Origin of the sequence: Streptococcus sp. 4886 (assembly GCF_013276485.1) — a bacterium.
In the GTDB taxonomy this organism is placed as follows: Bacteria; Bacillota; Bacilli; order Lactobacillales; family Streptococcaceae; genus Streptococcus.
In genome coordinates, this window is the sequence record NZ_VMLD01000013.1 from 22,692 (window position 1) to 41,801 (window position 19,110).

General features: G+C 39.2%; 17 protein-coding genes and 2 pseudogenes. 15 read left to right on the forward strand and 4 right to left on the reverse strand.

The window, feature by feature from the left end; all coding sequences use genetic code 11:
* Positions 1–25: 25 nt before the first annotated feature.
* Both rlmB and def read right to left on the reverse strand, forming a co-directional pair.
* Positions 26–754, reverse strand: a complete 729-nt coding sequence (gene rlmB / locus HT679_RS06460) for a 23S rRNA (guanosine(2251)-2'-O)-methyltransferase RlmB (protein WP_173213639.1) — start codon at positions 752–754, stop codon at positions 26–28.
* A 44-nt stretch (positions 755–798) separates the two neighbouring features.
* Entirely contained in the window at positions 799–1,410 is a 612-nt protein-coding gene (gene def, locus HT679_RS06465; RefSeq protein ID WP_173213641.1) for a peptide deformylase, read from the reverse strand.
* A gap of 174 nt (positions 1,411–1,584) precedes the next feature.
* Here def and HT679_RS06470 point away from each other — a divergent pair, with 174 nt between their 5' ends.
* The 6 genes from HT679_RS06470 (at position 1,585) to HT679_RS06495 (ending at position 7,036) form a co-directional block, all read left to right on the forward strand.
* Complete coding sequence (locus HT679_RS06470) at positions 1,585–2,904, forward strand: CapA family protein (protein ID WP_173213643.1); 1,320 nt, start codon at positions 1,585–1,587, stop codon at positions 2,902–2,904.
* A gap of 21 nt (positions 2,905–2,925) precedes the next feature.
* A complete protein-coding gene (locus tag HT679_RS06475) occupies positions 2,926–3,753 on the forward strand; it encodes an HAD family hydrolase (RefSeq protein WP_173213645.1) in 828 nt (275 codons plus the stop codon).
* Position 3,754: 1 nt separating this feature from the next.
* Entirely contained in the window at positions 3,755–4,390 is a 636-nt protein-coding gene (locus HT679_RS06480) for an SGNH/GDSL hydrolase family protein (protein WP_054362574.1), read from the forward strand.
* 83 nt (positions 4,391–4,473) lie between these two features.
* Positions 4,474–5,199 (forward strand): CppA family protein, encoded by a 726-nt coding sequence (locus HT679_RS06485; RefSeq protein ID WP_173213647.1) that lies wholly within the window; start codon positions 4,474–4,476, stop codon positions 5,197–5,199.
* Complete coding sequence (locus HT679_RS06490; RefSeq protein WP_173213649.1) at positions 5,196–6,131, forward strand: serine hydrolase domain-containing protein; 936 nt, start codon at positions 5,196–5,198, stop codon at positions 6,129–6,131. The genes HT679_RS06485 and HT679_RS06490 overlap by 4 nt, the downstream gene beginning before the upstream one ends.
* Positions 6,132–6,139: 8 nt before the next feature.
* On the forward strand, positions 6,140–7,036 hold the full coding sequence (locus HT679_RS06495) for a DMT family transporter (protein WP_173213651.1): 897 nt from the start codon (positions 6,140–6,142) through the stop codon (positions 7,034–7,036).
* A gap of 147 nt (positions 7,037–7,183) precedes the next feature.
* Here HT679_RS06495 and HT679_RS06500 read toward each other — a convergent pair whose 3' ends face one another.
* The gene (locus HT679_RS06500) at positions 7,184–7,882 is read right to left on the reverse strand and encodes a GntR family transcriptional regulator (protein ID WP_050262058.1); all 699 of its coding nucleotides are present in this window, start codon (positions 7,880–7,882) and stop codon (positions 7,184–7,186) included.
* Between the two features lie 140 nt (positions 7,883–8,022).
* Between HT679_RS06500 and guaA the strand changes: the two genes are divergently transcribed.
* Both guaA and HT679_RS06510 read left to right on the forward strand, forming a co-directional pair.
* Positions 8,023–9,585, forward strand: a complete 1,563-nt coding sequence (guaA, locus tag HT679_RS06505; protein WP_000065711.1) for a glutamine-hydrolyzing GMP synthase — start codon at positions 8,023–8,025, stop codon at positions 9,583–9,585.
* Between the two features lie 91 nt (positions 9,586–9,676).
* Complete coding sequence (locus tag HT679_RS06510; protein ID WP_173213653.1) at positions 9,677–10,507, forward strand: type II restriction endonuclease; 831 nt, start codon at positions 9,677–9,679, stop codon at positions 10,505–10,507.
* Between the two features lie 18 nt (positions 10,508–10,525).
* On the opposite strand, the gene HT679_RS06515 is transcribed toward HT679_RS06510, so the two are convergent.
* Positions 10,526–11,440, reverse strand: coding sequence for a Dam family site-specific DNA-(adenine-N6)-methyltransferase (locus tag HT679_RS06515; protein WP_050242102.1), 915 nt, complete (start codon positions 11,438–11,440; stop codon positions 10,526–10,528).
* 1,098 nt (positions 11,441–12,538) lie between these two features.
* Between HT679_RS06515 and HT679_RS06520 the strand changes: the two are divergent.
* From HT679_RS06520 to HT679_RS11355, 7 genes and pseudogenes are all read left to right on the forward strand, one after another.
* Positions 12,539–13,825: pseudogene (locus tag HT679_RS06520) on the forward strand (U32 family peptidase).
* 349 nt (positions 13,826–14,174) lie between these two features.
* On the forward strand, positions 14,175–14,384 hold the full coding sequence (locus HT679_RS06525; RefSeq protein ID WP_001107500.1) for a helix-turn-helix transcriptional regulator: 210 nt from the start codon (positions 14,175–14,177) through the stop codon (positions 14,382–14,384).
* A complete protein-coding gene (locus HT679_RS06530) occupies positions 14,374–14,862 on the forward strand; it encodes a DUF6773 family protein (protein WP_000247408.1) in 489 nt (162 codons plus the stop codon). The genes HT679_RS06525 and HT679_RS06530 overlap by 11 nt, the downstream gene beginning before the upstream one ends.
* Positions 14,863–14,977: 115 nt before the next feature.
* Positions 14,978–16,438, forward strand: a complete 1,461-nt coding sequence (locus HT679_RS06535; protein ID WP_173213656.1) for a nicotinate phosphoribosyltransferase — start codon at positions 14,978–14,980, stop codon at positions 16,436–16,438.
* On the forward strand, positions 16,435–17,259 hold the full coding sequence (gene nadE / locus HT679_RS06540) for an ammonia-dependent NAD(+) synthetase (protein ID WP_173213658.1): 825 nt from the start codon (positions 16,435–16,437) through the stop codon (positions 17,257–17,259). The genes HT679_RS06535 and nadE overlap by 4 nt, the downstream gene beginning before the upstream one ends.
* A 207-nt stretch (positions 17,260–17,466) precedes the next feature.
* The gene (locus HT679_RS06545; protein WP_173213659.1) at positions 17,467–18,018 is read left to right on the forward strand and encodes a GNAT family N-acetyltransferase; all 552 of its coding nucleotides are present in this window, start codon (positions 17,467–17,469) and stop codon (positions 18,016–18,018) included.
* Between the two features lie 808 nt (positions 18,019–18,826).
* Positions 18,827–19,110: pseudogene (locus HT679_RS11355) on the forward strand (G5 domain-containing protein); the annotation flags it as partial.

Consider the following 19,110-nt stretch of genomic DNA (forward strand, 5'->3'; position numbering starts at 1 on the left):
TTCCAATCAGATGACCGGAAACTTTTTATAGTCTATTTCGGAAAACTTCGTACATGAGAATGGCTGCAGCAACACTGGCATTGAGACTTTGAACATGTCCATTCATCGGAATAGTAATCATTTCATCGACCTGTTTTTTGATGTTGCTAGAGATACCTTTTCCTTCATTTCCGATAATGAGGGCAATTTTCCCTTTTGTATTCCACTTATGGCAAGGAGTACCGTTCATATCCGTTCCAAAGGTCCAGAAGCCTTCATCCTTGAGTTTGTCCAGAGTTTGGCTCAGATTGGTCACTCGGGCGATGGGAACGTGCTCAATAGCACCAGTGGCTGTTTTGGCAACGACAGGAGTAACACCGACAGCACGGTGCTTGGGAATGATGACACCTGAAACATTGGTCGCATCAGCGGTTCTTAAGATTGAGCCTAAGTTGTGAGGATCAGTTAGGCCATCCAGAATCAATAGCAAAGGATTTTCTTCTTGACGTGTTTTTGCAAGGATGTGATCCAGCTCACTATAGGCAAATTCGGATACTCGTAGAACAAAACCTTGGTGAACAGCACCTTCAGTCATCTCAGAGAGGGATTTTTTTGAAGTCCAAGAAATGGATACTTTCTTTTCGGTAGCCAGTTCCTTGACTTTTTCAACATTCTTACCTCGGAGATCTTCTTGGAGGTAAAGTTTGTTTCCTGTGTTTGCAAGGAGGGCTTCGGTAACGGCGTGGACGCCATAGATAATATCATTTGTTTTCATGCATCTATTATAACACAAAAACCCGTCTTGCAACGGGATTTTCTTTATTCCAGAATCAGTAAACCATCTTTAACTTCAAATGGGTCTTTTTCATTGATACGATCGTAAAACATGATACCGTTGATGTGGTCAATTTCATGCTGAACAACGATGGAATTATATCCTTTAAGTTTGATGCGGTGTTTTTCTCCATCCTTGTCAAAGTAGTCAACAGTAACGCGGGCATGGCGGACTACATAGCCAGGCACGTTGCGGTCAACAGATAGGCAACCTTCTCCTTCACCAAGAGCAGCGTCTTGAACCGAGTGAGAGACGATTTTTGGATTGTACATAATAGCTTGCAAGTCGTAGGCTTCCTGTGGAGTTTCGCCTTCTTCGACAATATTAGGTACCAAAACAGCGATAATGCGTTTTGAGATATCCAATTGAGGAGCAGCAAGTCCAACACCACCGCGGAGTCCCATTTTTTCAGCCATTACGGGATCTTGGGAATGTTTGAGGAATTGCATCATCTTTTCGCCAAGGATAATTTCTTGGTTAGACAAGGGGAAAGTAACTTCCTCAGCAACCGCGCGTAGAGTTGGATTCCCCTCGCGGATAATATCGTTCATATCAATTAAGTGAGCAGCTTTTGTAATACGTTCTATAGCAGACATTTTCTCTCCTTTCATTACCTCTACATGATAACACAAAATGACAAGGATTGAAAGTATTACAGCCTTTAGGATTTATAGAAAATAGATAGGAAGTTCAATTCAATTGTGAAAGAAATACTTATCTGTGATATAATAAAAAGAAAAGGCTTGCATAAGAAAGTAGGGAGAATGAAGATGCAAAGAAGACAAGATAGAAATCAGGGTGGTTTAGCTTTTCGTTTTATGAAGGGCTTGGTAAACTTTTTTAGGAGTTATCGCAAGTGGAGCAATAAAGGATTTGTGGCGGTACTCTTGCTAGCAGTTGCTTTATCAATGGGCTTGGTCTTGTTGTTTGAAAGTTTCCAAGGTAGGCCTCTGACCAGTCAAAAACGAGATACTATTTCTCAAGAGGGGACTAAGCAAAAGTCTCAGGAGCAGGAAGAGGAAAAATCTGCTAGAATTATGGCCAACGGAGATTTGCTCTACCACGATGGACTTTTCTTTTCAGCTAAAAAAGAAGACGGTACCTATGACTTTCATGAGAATTTTGAGTATGTGACTCCTTGGCTTAAGCAAGCAGACTTAGCTATTGGTGATTTTGAAGGAACCATCAATAAGGATCATTATTTAGCAGGTTATCCTCTCTTTAATGCTCCTGCTGAAGTTATGGATGCCATTAAGGATGCAGGTTATCATGTGCTGGATTTAGCTCATAATCATATTTTGGATTCGCAAATTGAGGGAGTTATTTCAACGGCCGATATTATTGAGAAAGCTGGAATCACTCCAATCGGAGTTTATACGCACGAGCCACGTGATCAGGCTCCGCTGGTCATTAAGGAAGTGAATGGTATCAAGGTTGCACTGTTAGCCTATTCCTATGGTTTCAATGGCATTGAGCAGTATATTTCTCAGGAAGACTATAATCGTTATCTTTCAGATTTAAACGAAGATAAGATGAAGGCTGAAATTGAACGGGCAGAGAAGGAAGCAGATATCACCATTATCATGCCTCAGATGGGTGTTGAGTATCGCTTGGAACCAACTGAAGAACAAAAGGCTCTTTATCACAAGATGATTGATTGGGGAGCTGATATTATCTTTGGAGGGCATCCTCACGTTGTTGAACCATCTGAAACGGTTGAAAAAGATGGAGAAAAGAAACTCATTATCTATTCAATGGGGAACTTCATTTCCAATCAACGGATTGAATCTATGGGAGATGAAGAAAATGCTAAGTGGACTGAACGTGGCGTTCTCATGGATGTGACCATTAAGAAGAAGGATGGAAAAACAACTATCGGAACAGCTAAAGCTCATCCTACTTGGGTCAATCGAACACCAAAGGGAACTTTTTCACCAGAAGGATATCCCCTATATCATTATCAAACCTATATCTTAGAAGATTTTATCGAGGGTGGTAGTCATCGTGACCAGTTAGACGAAGCGACTAAGGAACGAATTGATACAGCCTACAAAGAAATGAACGAACATGTGGGATTGAAGTGGGATTAGCTTGAATCCAGAGGAAAGTAAATGATGATTAAAGTAATTGCGACAGATATGGATGGGACCTTGCTGGATGCTAGAGGCCAGCTGGATCTCCCACGATTGGAAAAGATTTTAGATCAGTTGGATCAAAAGGGTATTCGTTTTGTCATCGCGACGGGCAATGAAATTCACCGCATGAGGCAACTACTGGAGCACTTGGTGTATCGAGTGGTTCTGGTGGTTGCCAACGGTGCTCGTATTTTTGAAAACAATGAACTGATTCAGGCTCAGACTTGGGATGATGCCATTGTTGATAAGGCTTTGGCTCATTTCAAGGGTCGAGAGTGTCAGAACCAGTTTGTTGTAACGGGGATGAAGGGTGGTTTCGTCAAGGAAGGTACCATTTTTACAGACCTTGAAAGTTTTATGACTCCAGAAATGATTGAAAAATTCTATCAACGGATGCAGTTTGTGGACGAATTAACCTCTGACCTCTTTGGTGGTGTGCTCAAGATGAGTATGGTTGTTGGTGAGGAACGTTTGAGTTCGGTCTTGGAAGAAATCAATGACCTCTTTGATGGCCGTGTTCGGGCTGTATCGAGTGGCTATGGTTGCATTGATATCCTCCAAGCTGGAATTCATAAAGCATGGGGCTTGGAAGAATTACTCAAGCGTTGGGACTTGAAAGCCCAACAAATCATGGCTTTTGGTGATAGTGAAAATGATGTTGAAATGCTTGAAATGGCTGGAATTGCCTATGCGATGGAAAATGCTGATGACAAAGCCAAAGCTGTGGCGACTGCTCTAGCGCCAGCCAACAGCCAAGGAGGAGTTTATCAAGTCTTGGAAAACTGGTTAGAAAAAGGAGAATGAAGTGGCAGTACAGTTATTAGAAAATTGGTTACTAAAGGAACAAGAAAAAATCCAAACCAAGTATCGTCACCTAAATCAGGTTTCTGTTGTAGAGCCAGACATTCTTTTTATTGGGGATTCCATTGTCGAGTATTATCCTCTGCAGGAACTATTTGGGACTGCAAAGACGATTGTCAATCGAGGTATTCGAGGTTATCAGACAGAGCTGTTACTTGAGAACCTCGATGCGCATCTGTACGGTGGAGCAGTAGATAAAATTGTCCTTCTGATTGGGACGAACGATATTGGAAAAGATATGCCTTTGAATGAGGCTCTCAATAATCTCGAAGTGTTCATTCAATCCATTGCTCGCGATTATCCACTGGCAGAGATAAAATTGCTTTCCATTTTGCCAGTCAATGAGGGAGAGGAGTACAAGCAGACAGTCTATATCCGCACGAATGAAAAAATTCAGAAATGGAATCAAGCCTATCAAGAGCTTGCTTCTACCTATATGCAGGTAGAATTTGTGCCAGTTTTTGATAGTTTGACAGATCAGGTAGGCCAACTCAAAAAAGACTATACTACTGATGGGCTGCACCTCAGTGTTGCCGGTTATCAGGTTTTGACCAAAGCCTTGAAAGACTATCTTTACTAAATAGCTAAATAATGTTAAATTTGAGCATAATATCTTGTAAAAAATTCTAAAATCCTTTAAAATAAAAAGTGACGGAGGAATTTATGAATGTAAATCAGATTGTACGGATTATTCCTACTTTAAAAGTTAATAATAGAAAATTAAATGAAACATTTTATATTGAAACCCTTGGTATGAAGGTCTTGTTAGAGGAGTCAGCCTTTCTGTCACTAGGTGATCAAACAGGTCTTGAGAAGCTGGTTTTGGAAGAAGCTCCCAGTATGCGTACTCGTAAGGTAGAGGGAAGAAAAAAACTGGCCAGATTGATTATCAAGGTGGAAAATCCCATGGAAATCGAAGGACTCTTATCTAAGACAGATTCGATTCATCGATTATATAAGGGGCAAAATGGCTACGCTTTTGAAATTTTTTCACCAGAAGATGATTTGATTTTGATTCATGCGGAAGATGACAGAGCAAGTCTAGTAGAAGTAGGAGAAAAGCCAGAATTTCAAACAGATCTGGAGTCAATTTCTTTAAGTAAATTTGAAATTTCTATGGAATTACACCTCCCAACGGATGTAGATAGTTTCTTGGAACTATCTGAGATTGTGCCATCACTTGATTTTATACCAGCTCAGGGGCAAGATTTGACTGTGGATAATACGGTTACTTGGGACTTATCTATGCTCAAGTTCTTGGTCAATGAACTAGATATAGCAAGTCTTCGCCAGAAGTTTGAGTCTACCGAATATTTTATTCCTAAGTCTGAAAAATTCTTCCTTGGTAAAGATCGAAATAATGTTGAATTGTGGTTTGAAGAAGTATGAAGTGGACCAAGATTATTAAGAAAATAGAAGAACAAATCGAGGCAGGGATCTATCCCGGAGCCTCTTTTGCGTATTTTAAGGACCATCAATGGACAGAGTTCTATTTAGGCCAGAGTGACCCAGAGCATGGCTTGCAGACAGAGGCAGGACTCGTTTATGACCTAGCTAGTGTCAGCAAGGTTGTTGGGGTAGGTACTGTTTTCACCTTCTTGTGGGAAAGAGGTCAATTAGATATTGACAGACCAGTAACCGATTTTTTACCTGAAAGTGATTATCCAGATATTACTATTCGTCAGCTCTTAACTCACGCTACAGACCTTGATCCGTTTATTCCCAATCGTGATCTTTTAACAGATTCAGAATTAAAGGAAGCGATGTTTCATCTCAATAGACGAAATCAGCCAGCCTTTCTTTATTCGGATGTCCATTTTTTGCTGTTGGGTTTTATTTTGGAAAGAATCTTTAATCAAGACTTGGATGTGATTTTGCAGGAGCAAGTTTTTAATCCTTGGGGAATGAAGGAAACCAAGTTTAGTCCTGTTGGGCTTGCTGTTCCAACAGTCAGAGGTGTAGAGTCTGGCGTGGTACATGATCCCAAGGCTCGTCTCCTGGGCAGACATGCAGGTAGTGCTGGTTTATTTTCGACTGTAAAGGATTTACAAATCTTTTTAGAACACTATTTAGCAGATGATTTTGCAAGAGATTTGAGTCAAAATTTTTCTCCTTTGGTTGACAAGGAACGTTCTTTAGCATGGAATTTGGAAGGAGATTGGCTAGACCATACGGGATATACAGGTACCTTTATCATGTGGAATCGTCAGAAGCAAGAAGCGGCTATTTTCCTATCGAATCGTACCTATGAAAAGGATGAGAGAACTCAGTGGATTGTAGACCGTAATCAAGTGATGGACTTGATTCGCAAAGAAGAGTAAGGAGAGACATGTCAAATAGTTTAAAAGGGACTTTACTAACAGTTGTGGCTGGTATTGCTTGGGGCTTGTCAGGAACGAGTGGCCAATACCTGATGGCACACGGAATTTCGTCTCTGGTTTTGACCAACTTGCGTCTTTTAATCGCTGGTGGAATTCTCATGCTCTTGGCTTATGCTACTGCAAAGGATAAAATGCTGGCCTTTTTAAAGGATAGAAAGAGTTTGCTGTCTCTTCTCATTTTTGCTCTAATTGGTCTCTTCCTCAACCAATTCGCCTATCTAACTGCTATTCAGGAAACCAATGCAGGAACTGCGACGGTGCTTCAGTACGTTTGTCCTGTCGGGATTTTGATTTATAGCTGTATCAAGGATAAGGTGGCGCCGACACTGGGAGAGATTGTTTCCATCATATTAGCCATTGGAGGGACCTTCCTGATCGCAACACATGGGCAGTTGGACCAGTTATCTATGACACCTGCAGGTCTGTTCTGGGGGCTCTTTTCTGCTCTGACTTACGCCCTTTATATTATTTTACCCATAGCCTTGATTAAGAAGTGGGGGAGCAGTTTGGTCATCGGTGTGGGAATGGTCATAGCAGGTTTGGTCGCCCTTCCTTTTACAGGAGTTCTACAGACCAATATCCCGACTAGTCTTGATTTTCTCCTTGCTTTTGCAGGTATTATCCTTATCGGGACTGTTTTTGCCTATACAGCCTTCTTAAAGGGAGCCAGTCTGATTGGACCGGTTAAGTCAAGCTTGTTTGCTTCAATTGAGCCAATATCTGCGGTTTTCTTTGCCTTCTTAATTATGAATGAACAATTTTATCCCATTGATTTTCTTGGCATGGCAATGATATTGTTTGCTGTAACTTTGATTTCGTTGAAAGATTTACTCTTAGAGAAATAAAAAGACTCTTTGTCCGTGACAGAGAGTTTTTGCCTAGTATTTTATACTCAATGAAAATCAAAGAGCAAACTAGGAAACTAGCCGCAGGCTGTACTTGAGTACGGCAAGGTGACGTTGACGCGGTTTGAATTTGATTTTCGAAGAGTATTAATTATTTTCAAGATAAAATTCAAAACGTTCGCCTACATACTGACTTTTTACGTATTCAAAAGCTGTCCCATCTTCTAGGTAGGAAACTTGAGTCAGCCCAAGGATAGCGTGTCCTTTTTCAACTTCCAAATAGTGGGCAATTTTTTCTTTAGCAAGGCGAGCATAGATGGTCTGCTGTGATTTACCAATACGGTAGCCATGTTTTTGTAGAGTCTGGAAGAAATGACTGGTGATTTCTTCTTTTTTAAAGTCCTTAATGAATTTTTCAGGAATAGAAGCAACTTCATAAACCAGAGGAACTTTGTCGGCATAGCGAACACGTTCCATTCGGATAATATTTTCCGTTGGAGAAATTCCTAACTTGGCAACTTCCTGCTCATTGGGGATGGTTTTTCTGTAAGAAATGAGCTGGCTAGAGGGAACTTTACCTTGGGACTTAACAATTTCAGTAAAACTGGTTGTCCCTCGCATCTTTTCTTGTACACGTGTACTGGATACAAAGGTGCCACTTCCAACTCTGCGCTCTAAAACACCTTCTTCAACTAATAGAGATATAGCTTGGCGGAGGGTCATGCGACTGACCGCAAACTGCTCTGCTAAATCTCTTTCACTGGGAAGTCTTTCACCAATGGACCAACGGTGCTCGTCAATATCCTTTTTAATCTGATCGTGGATTTTCATATAAGCGGGTAGCATATTTTTCACTTCATTTCTATCTTTTCTCTATTGTACCCTAATAAACTAGAAAAAGTCAAACTTCGCCTTGTTTAGTTGGTAATTCGCCCTTATTTGTGATAGAATATTGAAAAAGATATTTCTTTTGAGAAAGGAAAAAGATGAGCAACATTTCAACTGATTTGCAAGATGTAGAAAAAATCATCGTATTGGACTATGGTAGCCAGTACAACCAGCTGATTTCACGCCGTATCCGTGAGATTGGTGTTTTTTCAGAACTAAAAAGCCATAAAATTTCAGCTGCTGAAGTTCGTGAAATCAATCCTGTAGGAATTATTCTATCAGGTGGTCCAAACTCTGTATACGAAGATGGTTCATTTGATATTGACCCAGAAATCTTCGAACTCGGAATTCCTATTTTGGGAATTTGTTACGGTATGCAGTTATTAACTCATAAACTTGGAGGAAAAGTTGTCCCTGCAGGTGATGCTGGAAATCGTGAATACGGTCAATCAACTCTTACTCACACACCATCAGCTCTTTTTGAATCAACACCAGACGAGCAGACTGTTTTGATGAGCCATGGTGATGCGGTTACTGAGATTCCTGCTGACTTTGTTCGTACAGGTACATCAGCTGACTGCCCTTATGCAGCCATTGAAAACCCAGATAAACACATTTACGGTATCCAATTCCACCCAGAAGTTCGTCATTCTGTATACGGAAATGATATCCTTCGTAACTTTGCTCTTAACATCTGTAAGGCTAAAGGCGACTGGTCAATGGATAACTTCATTGATATGCAGATCCAAAAAATTCGTGAAACTGTTGGTGATAAACGTGTCCTTCTTGGTCTATCAGGTGGAGTTGACTCATCTGTCGTTGGGGTTCTTCTCCAAAAAGCGATTGGCGATCAATTGATCTGTATCTTCGTAGACCACGGTCTTCTTCGTAAAGGAGAAGCGGACCAAGTTATGGACATGCTTGGTGGTAAGTTTGGTTTGAATATCGTTAAAGCAGACGCTGCTAAACGTTTCCTTGATAAACTTGCTGGCGTTTCTGACCCTGAACAAAAACGTAAAATCATCGGTAACGAGTTTGTCTATGTATTCGATGACGAAGCAAGCAAGCTCAAAGATGTGAAATTCCTTGCTCAAGGTACCTTATATACAGACGTTATCGAGTCTGGTACAGATACAGCTCAAACTATTAAGTCACACCACAACGTGGGTGGTCTTCCAGAAGACATGCAGTTTGAACTCATCGAACCACTCAACACTCTTTATAAGGACGAAGTTCGTGCCCTAGGTACAGAGCTTGGTATGCCAGACCATATCGTATGGCGCCAACCATTCCCAGGACCAGGACTTGCTATCCGTGTCATGGGAGAAATTACTGAAGAAAAACTTGAAACCGTTCGTGAGTCAGACGCTATTCTCCGTGAAGAAATTGCCAAAGCTGGTCTTGACCGCGATATCTGGCAATACTTCACTGTTAACACAGGCGTTCGTTCAGTTGGTGTTATGGGTGACGGTCGTACGTATGACTACACAATTGCAATCCGTGCTATCACTTCTATCGATGGGATGACTGCTGACTTTGCCAAAATTCCTTGGGATGTCCTTCAAAAAATCTCTGTTCGTATCGTAAATGAAGTAGATCACGTTAACCGTATCGTCTACGATATTACAAGTAAACCACCTGCAACAGTAGAGTGGGAGTAGGAAAAATTACAATAAAAAGGCTTTGAAATCAATGTTTCAGAGCCTTTAATTAAATAATCGCAAACAATTCGCAAACAAAGGAGCTGAGTAAATGACACCTTATACAGATAAAATAATTGATACTATTGCTAAGTATTTACCAAAAAATGAAAATGAATGGGAACTCGTTGGTTTTATAAACAAAAAGAAGGAAATCTACACGTTTGGGAGTGATTCAAAGATTATAGGTAGATTGTTTGAAGTTATAGCTTTTGAAGCATTGCAACGTTCAGCCAATGAATTGGGCTATACTTTACATGAATCTGAAAAACAAACTGTATACCCTGATTTTTATTTTAAAAAGCAAGATGGGCGAAAAATTGCCATCGATATAAAAACTACTTACAGAAGAAGCGAAAATACGAAATTTGGCTTTACTGGAGGTAGTTTTACAAGTTTTATGAGAAATGGAACAAAGAATATTGTAGGTCATTACTCTGATTATGACGGTCATTATATTTTAGGTGTTGTCTATACTCGAGAGACGAAACCAACTACTGGAAAAGTTAATTTTGAGAAATTAGATTCTATAATTCCTGCATATAAAAATATAGAAATGTTTGTTCAAGAAAAGTATAGAATATGTGGTGATAAGAAAGGCAGTGGAAATACCGATAATATTGGAACAATTACTTCAACATCCATTAAGCCTTTTGTTTATGGTGCAGGCCCTTTCTCCGTTTTAGGAGATGATGTGTTTAAAGATTATTGGAAACATTACCCAAGATATACTGATACCCAAAAGGTAAAACAATCTTTATATAATAATCTTGAAGGATATTTTGATTGGCTTTCTAAAACAGATGAACCTAAATCGCTAGAATTAAAACAATTATATTCAGATTATCTATCTCAGTACGAGGAAACATTTGATAAAAAATAGAGCAGTTCGCTCTATTTTTTATATTTCAAAAAGGCTAATTTGCTCTTGTTCAGGATGCACTTCATTTAGGTTTGAATTAGATTCACTTATTACTAGGGCTTCTATCATTTTATTTCGATTAGATTCCTTTGCTCCTAAGTGATAAAAATGTTCAGTAGTTAACAACTTTCCATCCGTCCATTTTTCCATGTGGGTATTTTTTCTATACTGATTTTCGTACCACATACTAAAGGCGTATCCTGCTTTTCCTTTTTGAGTAAGTTCTGCGAGTAATGTCGCGTATTCTTCACTCCAAGAATCATAATATCCATCATATCGATCAATGTACGGAGGGTCTAAATAAACAAAGTCATTTTCTCCCATCATCTCAAATGCTTTAGTGAAAGGAATACAGATAAATTCCCAATCTTTACCCTTCATTATTTTTTCAATCCATGAAACTTGATTTACAATTTTTGTAATCAATGCTTTTTGAAATCTCTCTGGTTTTCGTCCAAAAGGAACATTATAATTACCTTTATTATTAAAACGTATCATTCCATTAAAATTGGAACGTTGTAAAAATAAAAAATCTAAAGAGCTATGTTCTTTATTAAATCTATCTCTAACTTCATAGTAATAAGATGTCTTATCAGCCGGAGTACTAGATAATTTAGTTGCTTCATTTTCTAAAAAAGTTCTAACTGTTTGAGCAGTAATCTTCTTTGATTGAATATCTTTGTAAAATTGAATGATATAGGGATTGGTGTCACTAAAAATAGCCTTCTGTGGTTCTAAATTAAAACCTACTACACCAGATCCCATAAATGGTTCAAAGTATGTTCCTTTACCATCCCACTTTATTGATTCAGCAATAAATGGAACTAATTTAGTTTTTATTCCTTGGATTTTAATAGGTGGTACTTTAGGTGTGATAATTTTTTTAGGTAACAATTGTAATTCTCCTCCCCTACTATATGTATTCTATTATAGCATTTTTTATACTTTTTTCTTCAAAAACTGATTATAAACTTCTCCTCTTCCTAAAATGTAAAGTTAAACACATAAAATATTTAACACTACAAAAAATAGTCAAATAAATGTATTCTGCATTAAAAATTGATCTAAGCATTGTTGAACCTTCTTTATATAATTTCAGTGTTGTAATTATTTCACGCCACTGTTATAAAATAAGTGTCGTGTTTTGTCGACACATAAAATTGAAATAAAAAAAATAGGCTTGAAGCCTAAATTTTTCCGTGACGCACTAAAAGAGAACCCCTCACTATCATTCTGATAACAAAAGAAGTGGTTACATAATTTGTTTCTGTATATAGAGGTAAAATCTTTTTTAACTCAGCAATATCATCAATAGTAGTTTGATTTACTTGTAAATCAGTTCGAGTTTTTGGGGCACTTCGTTCTTCAACTTGAGACCCAAATTTTAATACTTTATCCCAGTTTTGTTCAGCAGTAATTTTTTTAGAATCTAAATAAGCTTGATTTACGACAAACCCATTAGTAAGATGAAGATTATCAAATTCTCCAGTTGCTTTTATTTCTTTTTTTAGAGCATCGATACTATTTCGTGTTTCTATTGCTAGTCTAACAGCTAATCTTACTATATCACCACCTTTTTATTACTAATACTATTATATAAAAAATGTTGTGTTTTTGTTACACATTAATTTCAACTCTGCAAACAATAGAAATTAATTCTAATAAATTCTTATAAAAATAACTAGTATAAATCCTTAATTTTAAACTATATCAAACCTTATCAATTTAGAAAACAATAGAATGGGAATAGTCATCTAAGGACTAATTTATGTAGTTTAATGAGCCAGTATCTTTGGGTACTGGTTTTTACTTTTCTAGACTTTTTGACTACCTGTTAAAACTGGGTTAATTTTCGACAGTTTAACAGTTATTATGCAAAGTTTAAAAGATTAGAATTGTCAAAACAATCTGTCTAGGCTTGATTTTATGGCTTATTTACTATAAAATGAGAAGGAAAAACGTCAAACTTTTATATTGCAAATAGGAGAAAACATGACAAAAACATTAAAACGTCCTGAGGTTTTATCACCTGCAGGGACTTTAGAGAAGCTAAAGGTAGCTGTTCAGTATGGGGCAGATGCTGTCTTTATTGGTGGTCAGGCCTATGGTCTTCGTAGCCGTGCCGGAAACTTTACCTTTGAACAGATGGAAGAAGGTGTCCAGTTTGCGGCCAAGTACGGTGCCAAAGTCTATGTAGCTGCCAATATGGTTATGCACGAAGGAAATGAAGCTGGTGCTGGTTAGTGGTTCCGTAAACTACGTGATATCGGGATTGCCGCAGTTATCGTATCTGACCCAGCCTTGATCATGATTGCAGCGACTGAAGCGCCTGGTCTTGAAATCCACCTCTCTACCCAAGCAAGTGCAACTAACTATGAAACCCTTGAGTTCTGGAAAGAACTGGGCTTGACTCGTGTCGTTTTGGCGCGTGAGGTTTCGATGGAAGAATTAGCTGAAATCCGCAAACGTACAGATGTTGAGATTGAAGCCTTTGTCCACGGAGCCATGTGTATTTCTTACTCTGGTCGTTGTACTCTTTCAAACCACATGAGTATGCGTGATGCCAACCGTGGTGGATGTTCTCAGTCTTGCCGTTGGAAATATGACCTTTACGATATGCCTTTTGGGAAAGAACGTAAGAGCCTTAAGGGAGAGATTCCAGAAGAATTTTCGATGTCAGCCGTTGATATGTCTATGATTGACCATATCCCAGATATGATTAAAAATGGTGTGGATAGTCTTAAAATTGAAGGACGTATGAAGTCTATTCACTATGTTTCAACAGTAACCAACTGCTACAAGGCGGCTGTGGATGCCTATCTTGAAAGTCCAGAGAAGTTTGAAGCTATTAAGCAGGACTTGATTGATGAGATGTGGAAGGTTGCCCAACGTGAATTGGCAACAGGCTTCTACTACGGTACACCATCTGAAAATGAACAGTTATTTGGTGCTCGTCGTAAAATTCCTGAGTACAAGTTTGTCGCTGAAGTGGTTTCTTATGATGATGCAACACAAACAGCAACCATTCGTCAACGGAACGTTATTAACGAAGGTGACCAAGTTGAGTTTTATGGCCCAGGTTTCCGTCATTTTGAAACGTATATTGAAGATTTGCACGATGCAAAGGGAAATAAAATCGATCGCGCTCCAAATCCGATGGAACTCTTGACAATCAAAGTCCCACAACCTGTTCAAGCAGGAGACATGGTTCGTGCATTAAAAGAAGGACTCATCAATCTCTACAAAGAAGATGGAACTAGTGTCACAGTTCGAGCTTAATGTAGTTGTTTAGTTTTAAAAAATTATGCAAAGCTCCATATACAACACTTAAACGAGATTAAAGAATGGCGAAATCCCTTGATGTGCAAGGGATTAGCTGTCCTTTTTTATTTTTAAGTGATAAAGTCGGAGCTTAGGTATCAAAGTTTATCAAATTAAACAAAGAAGCGATGTCTTAGATATTTTGAAAAAAATTAATAAGCAGAAAACTCTTTATCATTTATGTGGTAGAGAGTTTTTTGTTAATAAAATTGTACAAAATGACATTTATATATTGCATTAAGTTAGATATATGATATAATGTTGTTAAAAAGAGGCGCAACTTTTTAAAACTATAAGGAGGACGCAGGTGGCTAAAAATTTAAAATTAAAATTAGCTCGGGTTGAGCTTGATTTAACTCAAGGTCAACTGGCAGAGGCTGTGGGGGTGACGCGCCAGACTATTGGTTTGATAGAGGCGGGAAAATATAATCCCAGTCTCTCGCTTTGCCAGTCTATTTGCAGATGTTTAGGGAAAACCCTAGACCAACTATTTTGGGAGGAAGAAGATGGTAAATAAATTCATTCATTATCAATTACTTGACGAAAGAGAAGAACAATTAATCAATAAAGCTGGGGCAGAGTCTTTTTCACTCTTTATTGGACTTGTGCTTCTAAGCTATTTGGTGGCTGTATTAGCTCCCTCTCTTTTTAATCCGAATTTTCTAGTCTATACTCTGATAGTAGGAATTTTCTTCTTTTTCAACCGTGCCCGTTATCTGGGAGTGACCTACTATAGTCGTTTTCATTTTACGATTTTGGGTTGTTTTTTCCTAACATTGGCTATTACGGCTCTTTTGATGTTACAGAATTATCAATTCAACATAGAAATTTATCAGCACAATCCTTTGAACGTTAAATACCTGTCTGCTTGGGCAATTACTTATGTCATTTACCTTCCTTGGGTTTTTATCGGCAATCTTGGTCTTAAGAGCTATGGTGAATGGGCTCAGAAAAAGTTTGAACAAGATATGGATGAACTAGAGAGTGGTGAATAGCTTGTTACTCTTTTCTCAATCCAGCTAAAATGTGATATAATAGTACTAATTTATTGGAATGCATGAAAGTTTTTGAAAATTTTCATGTATTTCTAGTTAAGGAAGTAGGAAAAGTATGTATCCAGATGATAGTTTGACATTGCACACGGACTTGTACCAGATTAACATGATGCAGGTTTACTTTGACCAAGGGATTCACAATAAAAAGGCGGTCTTTGAGGTTTATTTCCGCCAACAGCCTTTTAAGAACGGCTATGCGGTTTTTGCTGGTTTGGAAAGAATTGTGAACTATCTTGAAGATTTGCGTTTTTCAGATAGTGATATTGCCTATTTGGAGTCTCTAGGCTATCATGGGGCATTCTTGGACTACCTCCGCAATTTCAAGTTGGAGCTGACCGTTCGTTCTGCCCAAGAAGGGGACTTGGTCTTTGCTAATGAACCGATTGTGCAAGTGGAAGGCCCTCTAACCCAATGTCAATTGGTCGAAACGGCTCTTTTGAACATCGTCAACTACCAAACCTTGGTGGCGACTAAGGCAGCTCGTATTCGTTCAGTTATTGAAGATGAACCTTTGATGGAGTTTGGGACACGTCGGGCTCAAGAAATGGATGCGGCTATCTGGGGAACACGCGCAGCGGTGATTGGTGGAGCCAATGGAACCAGCAACGTGCGCGCTGGTAAACTCTTTGACATTCCTGTCTTGGGGACCCATGCCCATTCTTTGGTACAGGTTTATGGTAACGACTATGAGGCTTTCAAGGCTTACGCTGCGACCCACAAAAATTGCGTTTTTCTTGTGGATACCTATGACACCCTTCGTATTGGGGTACCCGCTGCAATTCAGGTGGCGCGTGAGCTGGGTGACCAGATTAACTTTATGGGTGTGCGGATTGACTCTGGGGATATTGCCTACATTTCCAAGAAAGTCCGTCAGCAACTGGACGAGGCTGGATTTACAGAGGCTAAGATTTATGCTTCTAATGATTTGGACGAAAATACTATCCTCAACCTCAAGATGCAAAAGGCCAAGATTGATGTCTGGGGCGTGGGTACCAAGCTGATCACAGCCTATGACCAGCCAGCTCTTGGTGCAGTTTATAAGATTGTTGCCATCGAAGATGAAAATGGTCAGATGCGCAATACCATCAAGCTGTCTAATAATGCGGAAAAAGTGTCTACGCCAGGTAAGAAGCAGGTGTGGCGCATTACCAGTCGTGAAAAAGGCAAGTCAGAGGGTGACTACATCACTTATGATGGTGTGAATGTGAGTGACATGACAGAAATCAAGATGTTCCATCCGACCTATACTTATATCAAGAAGACGGTTCGTAATTTTGATGCTGTGCCTCTCTTGGTGGATATTTTCAAGGACGGGAAATTGATTTATAACCTGCCTAGTTTGCCTGAGATTCAGGATTATGCTCGTAAGGAATTTGACAAGCTTTGGGATGAGTACAAGCGCGTGCTCAATCCGCAACATTATCCAGTAGATTTGGCGCGTGATGTATGGCAAGACAAGATGGACTTGATTGATAAGATGCGCAAGGAAGCCCTTGGTGAAGGAGAAGAAGAATGAGTTTGCTAGAAGCGATTATCCAAGAACTGGGCGTGAAACCAGTGATTGATGCCCAGGAAGAAATCCGTCGTTCCATTGATTTCTTAAAGAGATACCTGAAAAAACATCCTTTCCTAAAAACCTTTGTACTAGGAATTTCTGGAGGGCAGGACTCAACCTTGGCAGGGCGCTTGGCCCAATTAGCTATGGAAGAACTGCGAGCAGAAACGGGAGACGACAGCTATAAATTTATCGCTGTCCGCCTGCCTTATGGAGTGCAAGCTGATGAAGCAGATGCTCAAAAAGCCTTAGCATTCATCCAACCAGATGTCAGTTTAGTCGTCAATATCAAGGAATCAGCTGACGCCATGACGGCAGCAGTTGAAGCGACAGGTAGTCCTGTTTCAGATTTTAACAAGGGCAATATCAAGGCACGTTGCCGTATGATTGCTCAGTATGCCCTTGCTGGTTCCCATAGCGGAGCGGTCATTGGAACAGACCACGCCGCGGAAAATATCACAGGTTTCTTTACCAAGTTTGGTGACGGTGGTGCGGATATTCTCCCTCTTTACCGCCTCAATAAACGCCAAGGAAAACAACTCTTGCAGGAACTTGGTGCAGACCCAGCCCTTTATGAAAAAATCCCAACAGCAGACCTAGAAGAAGAGAAACCAGGCCTAGCTGACGAAGTAGCCCTCGGAGTCACTTATGAAGAGATTGACGACTACCTAGAAGGCAAAACAATCAGTCCAGAAGCCCAAGTAACAATCGAAAACTGGTGGCACAAAGGCCAACACAAACGCCACCTACCCATCACCGTATTTGATGACTTTTGGGAGTAAAAAGGTCCGGGGGACCTTTTTAGCTTCTTGCCCTGAAATTAAAAAACAAGAAAACCTCCAGTGGAGGTTTTCAGCCTCTCACCTTGAAATAAGAAAGTGAGAGAAGGTCCAGTGGACCTTTTTAGCGTATTACCTTGAAATTCAAAAGCAAAGCAAATCTAAATGGAGATTGAATAGAAATCATATATCAGAAAGCGAGGCAGCATCATGAAAGCAATCGGTACGAAAATGTTACAGACAGAACGTTTAATCTTGCGAAGATTTGTGGAAAGTGATGCAGAAGCTATGTTTCAAAATTGGGCTTCGTCTGCTGAGAATCTGGCCTATGTCACTTGGAATCCCCATCCTGATGTCGAGGTGACTCGAAACTCGATTCGTAATTGGGTTGCTTCCTATACCAGTCCCAACTATTACAAATGGGCTATTTGTCTCAAAGAAAATCCAGAGCAAGTGATAGGAGATATCAGCATCGTTGCAATAGATGAGAACAATTCTTCTTGTGAAATTGGCTATGTGTTAGGCAAGAAGTACTGGGGTCATGGTATGATGACAGAGGCCTTGAAAGCTGTCTTGGACTTCTGTTTTACTCAAGCAGGTTTTCAAAAGGTCAGAGCTCGATATGCCAGTCTCAATCCAGCTTCAGGTCGTGTCATGGAGAAAGCAGGGATGTCCTATCTACAAACCATTGTTAATGGTGTAGAGAGAAAAGGCTATCTTGCGGATCTTATTTATTATCAGATAAGTAGGGAAGAATGTTGAATTCTCTTTTCTGTTTTCATTGAAGTCAACTATTTATTGTAAATATAATAATTGGCATCCCAAGTTTATTTGCAACTTTAAAATAGCATATTGATTAGTACAAGACAGATGTTCTAGTTCCTTCTTTAAGCTTGTAACTAAGAGGGAGCTAATCGACTAGATTCTCCAGTCGAACAGGTGGTAATACGCTTTTTATAGTGTAATCCTAGCTGTTGTTAAATTTAAAATAGAATCCTCTATCGAGTTAGGGAATTAAATTCCACCAATTTTATTTATGTTTTTCTATCAAAATATCTAACATTAAAATAGTCTCATTCTGATGAGCAAACTATTCGATTGCTACTGCATAGTTGTATAAAGAATGATGAAAGATGAGTGAAAATTATCAAGTTGGAATGTTTGTATCTAAATATATTAGCATGTATTTGGATAAGATGTCTGCAATCCTCTATATATGAGATTGATTACGATATAGTTAAAGTGTTAGTTCAATAATCAATATATCATTCTAAGTTTATTTGATATATGAAATATATTATTTAACATTTGCCAGAAAAGATGCTATACTAGAAGTAGTAAATTTTAGAAGGAGGATGTAATGGCAAAATCTAATACCAATAAGCGCTATGCATTACGTAAACTCGGAAAGATTTTTGGTTCTGTGATAATCGGGCTAACTTTATTTTTAGGAGGAATCCTGAATACAAGTTTTGTTCATGCTGATGGAACAGGAGTGACATTTATTAAAGACGATACCCGCCGTAAAGGAGAGGAACCGGAGACTGATGTTGATGAAGTAGGAAATATTATTGTTAAGGTTCCGGCTAAGGATAGCGTTGAAACAAAAGTAATTCCAATCGAAACAGAATATGAAGCGGATCCAACTCTTGCTAAAGGGGAAAAGAAAGATGATCCAACTCGTCCAGGTAAGGTAGGAACTGAAACCATTACGACTACTTATAAAATCGAAGGTGGTAAGGCAGTAGAAGATAAGAAGACCAGTGAAGTAACAACTGCGATGGTTAAGAAAGTTGTTAAAGTTGGAACAAAGCCGACTGAAACAACTGAGCCTACAACTTCTACGGAAGTGAG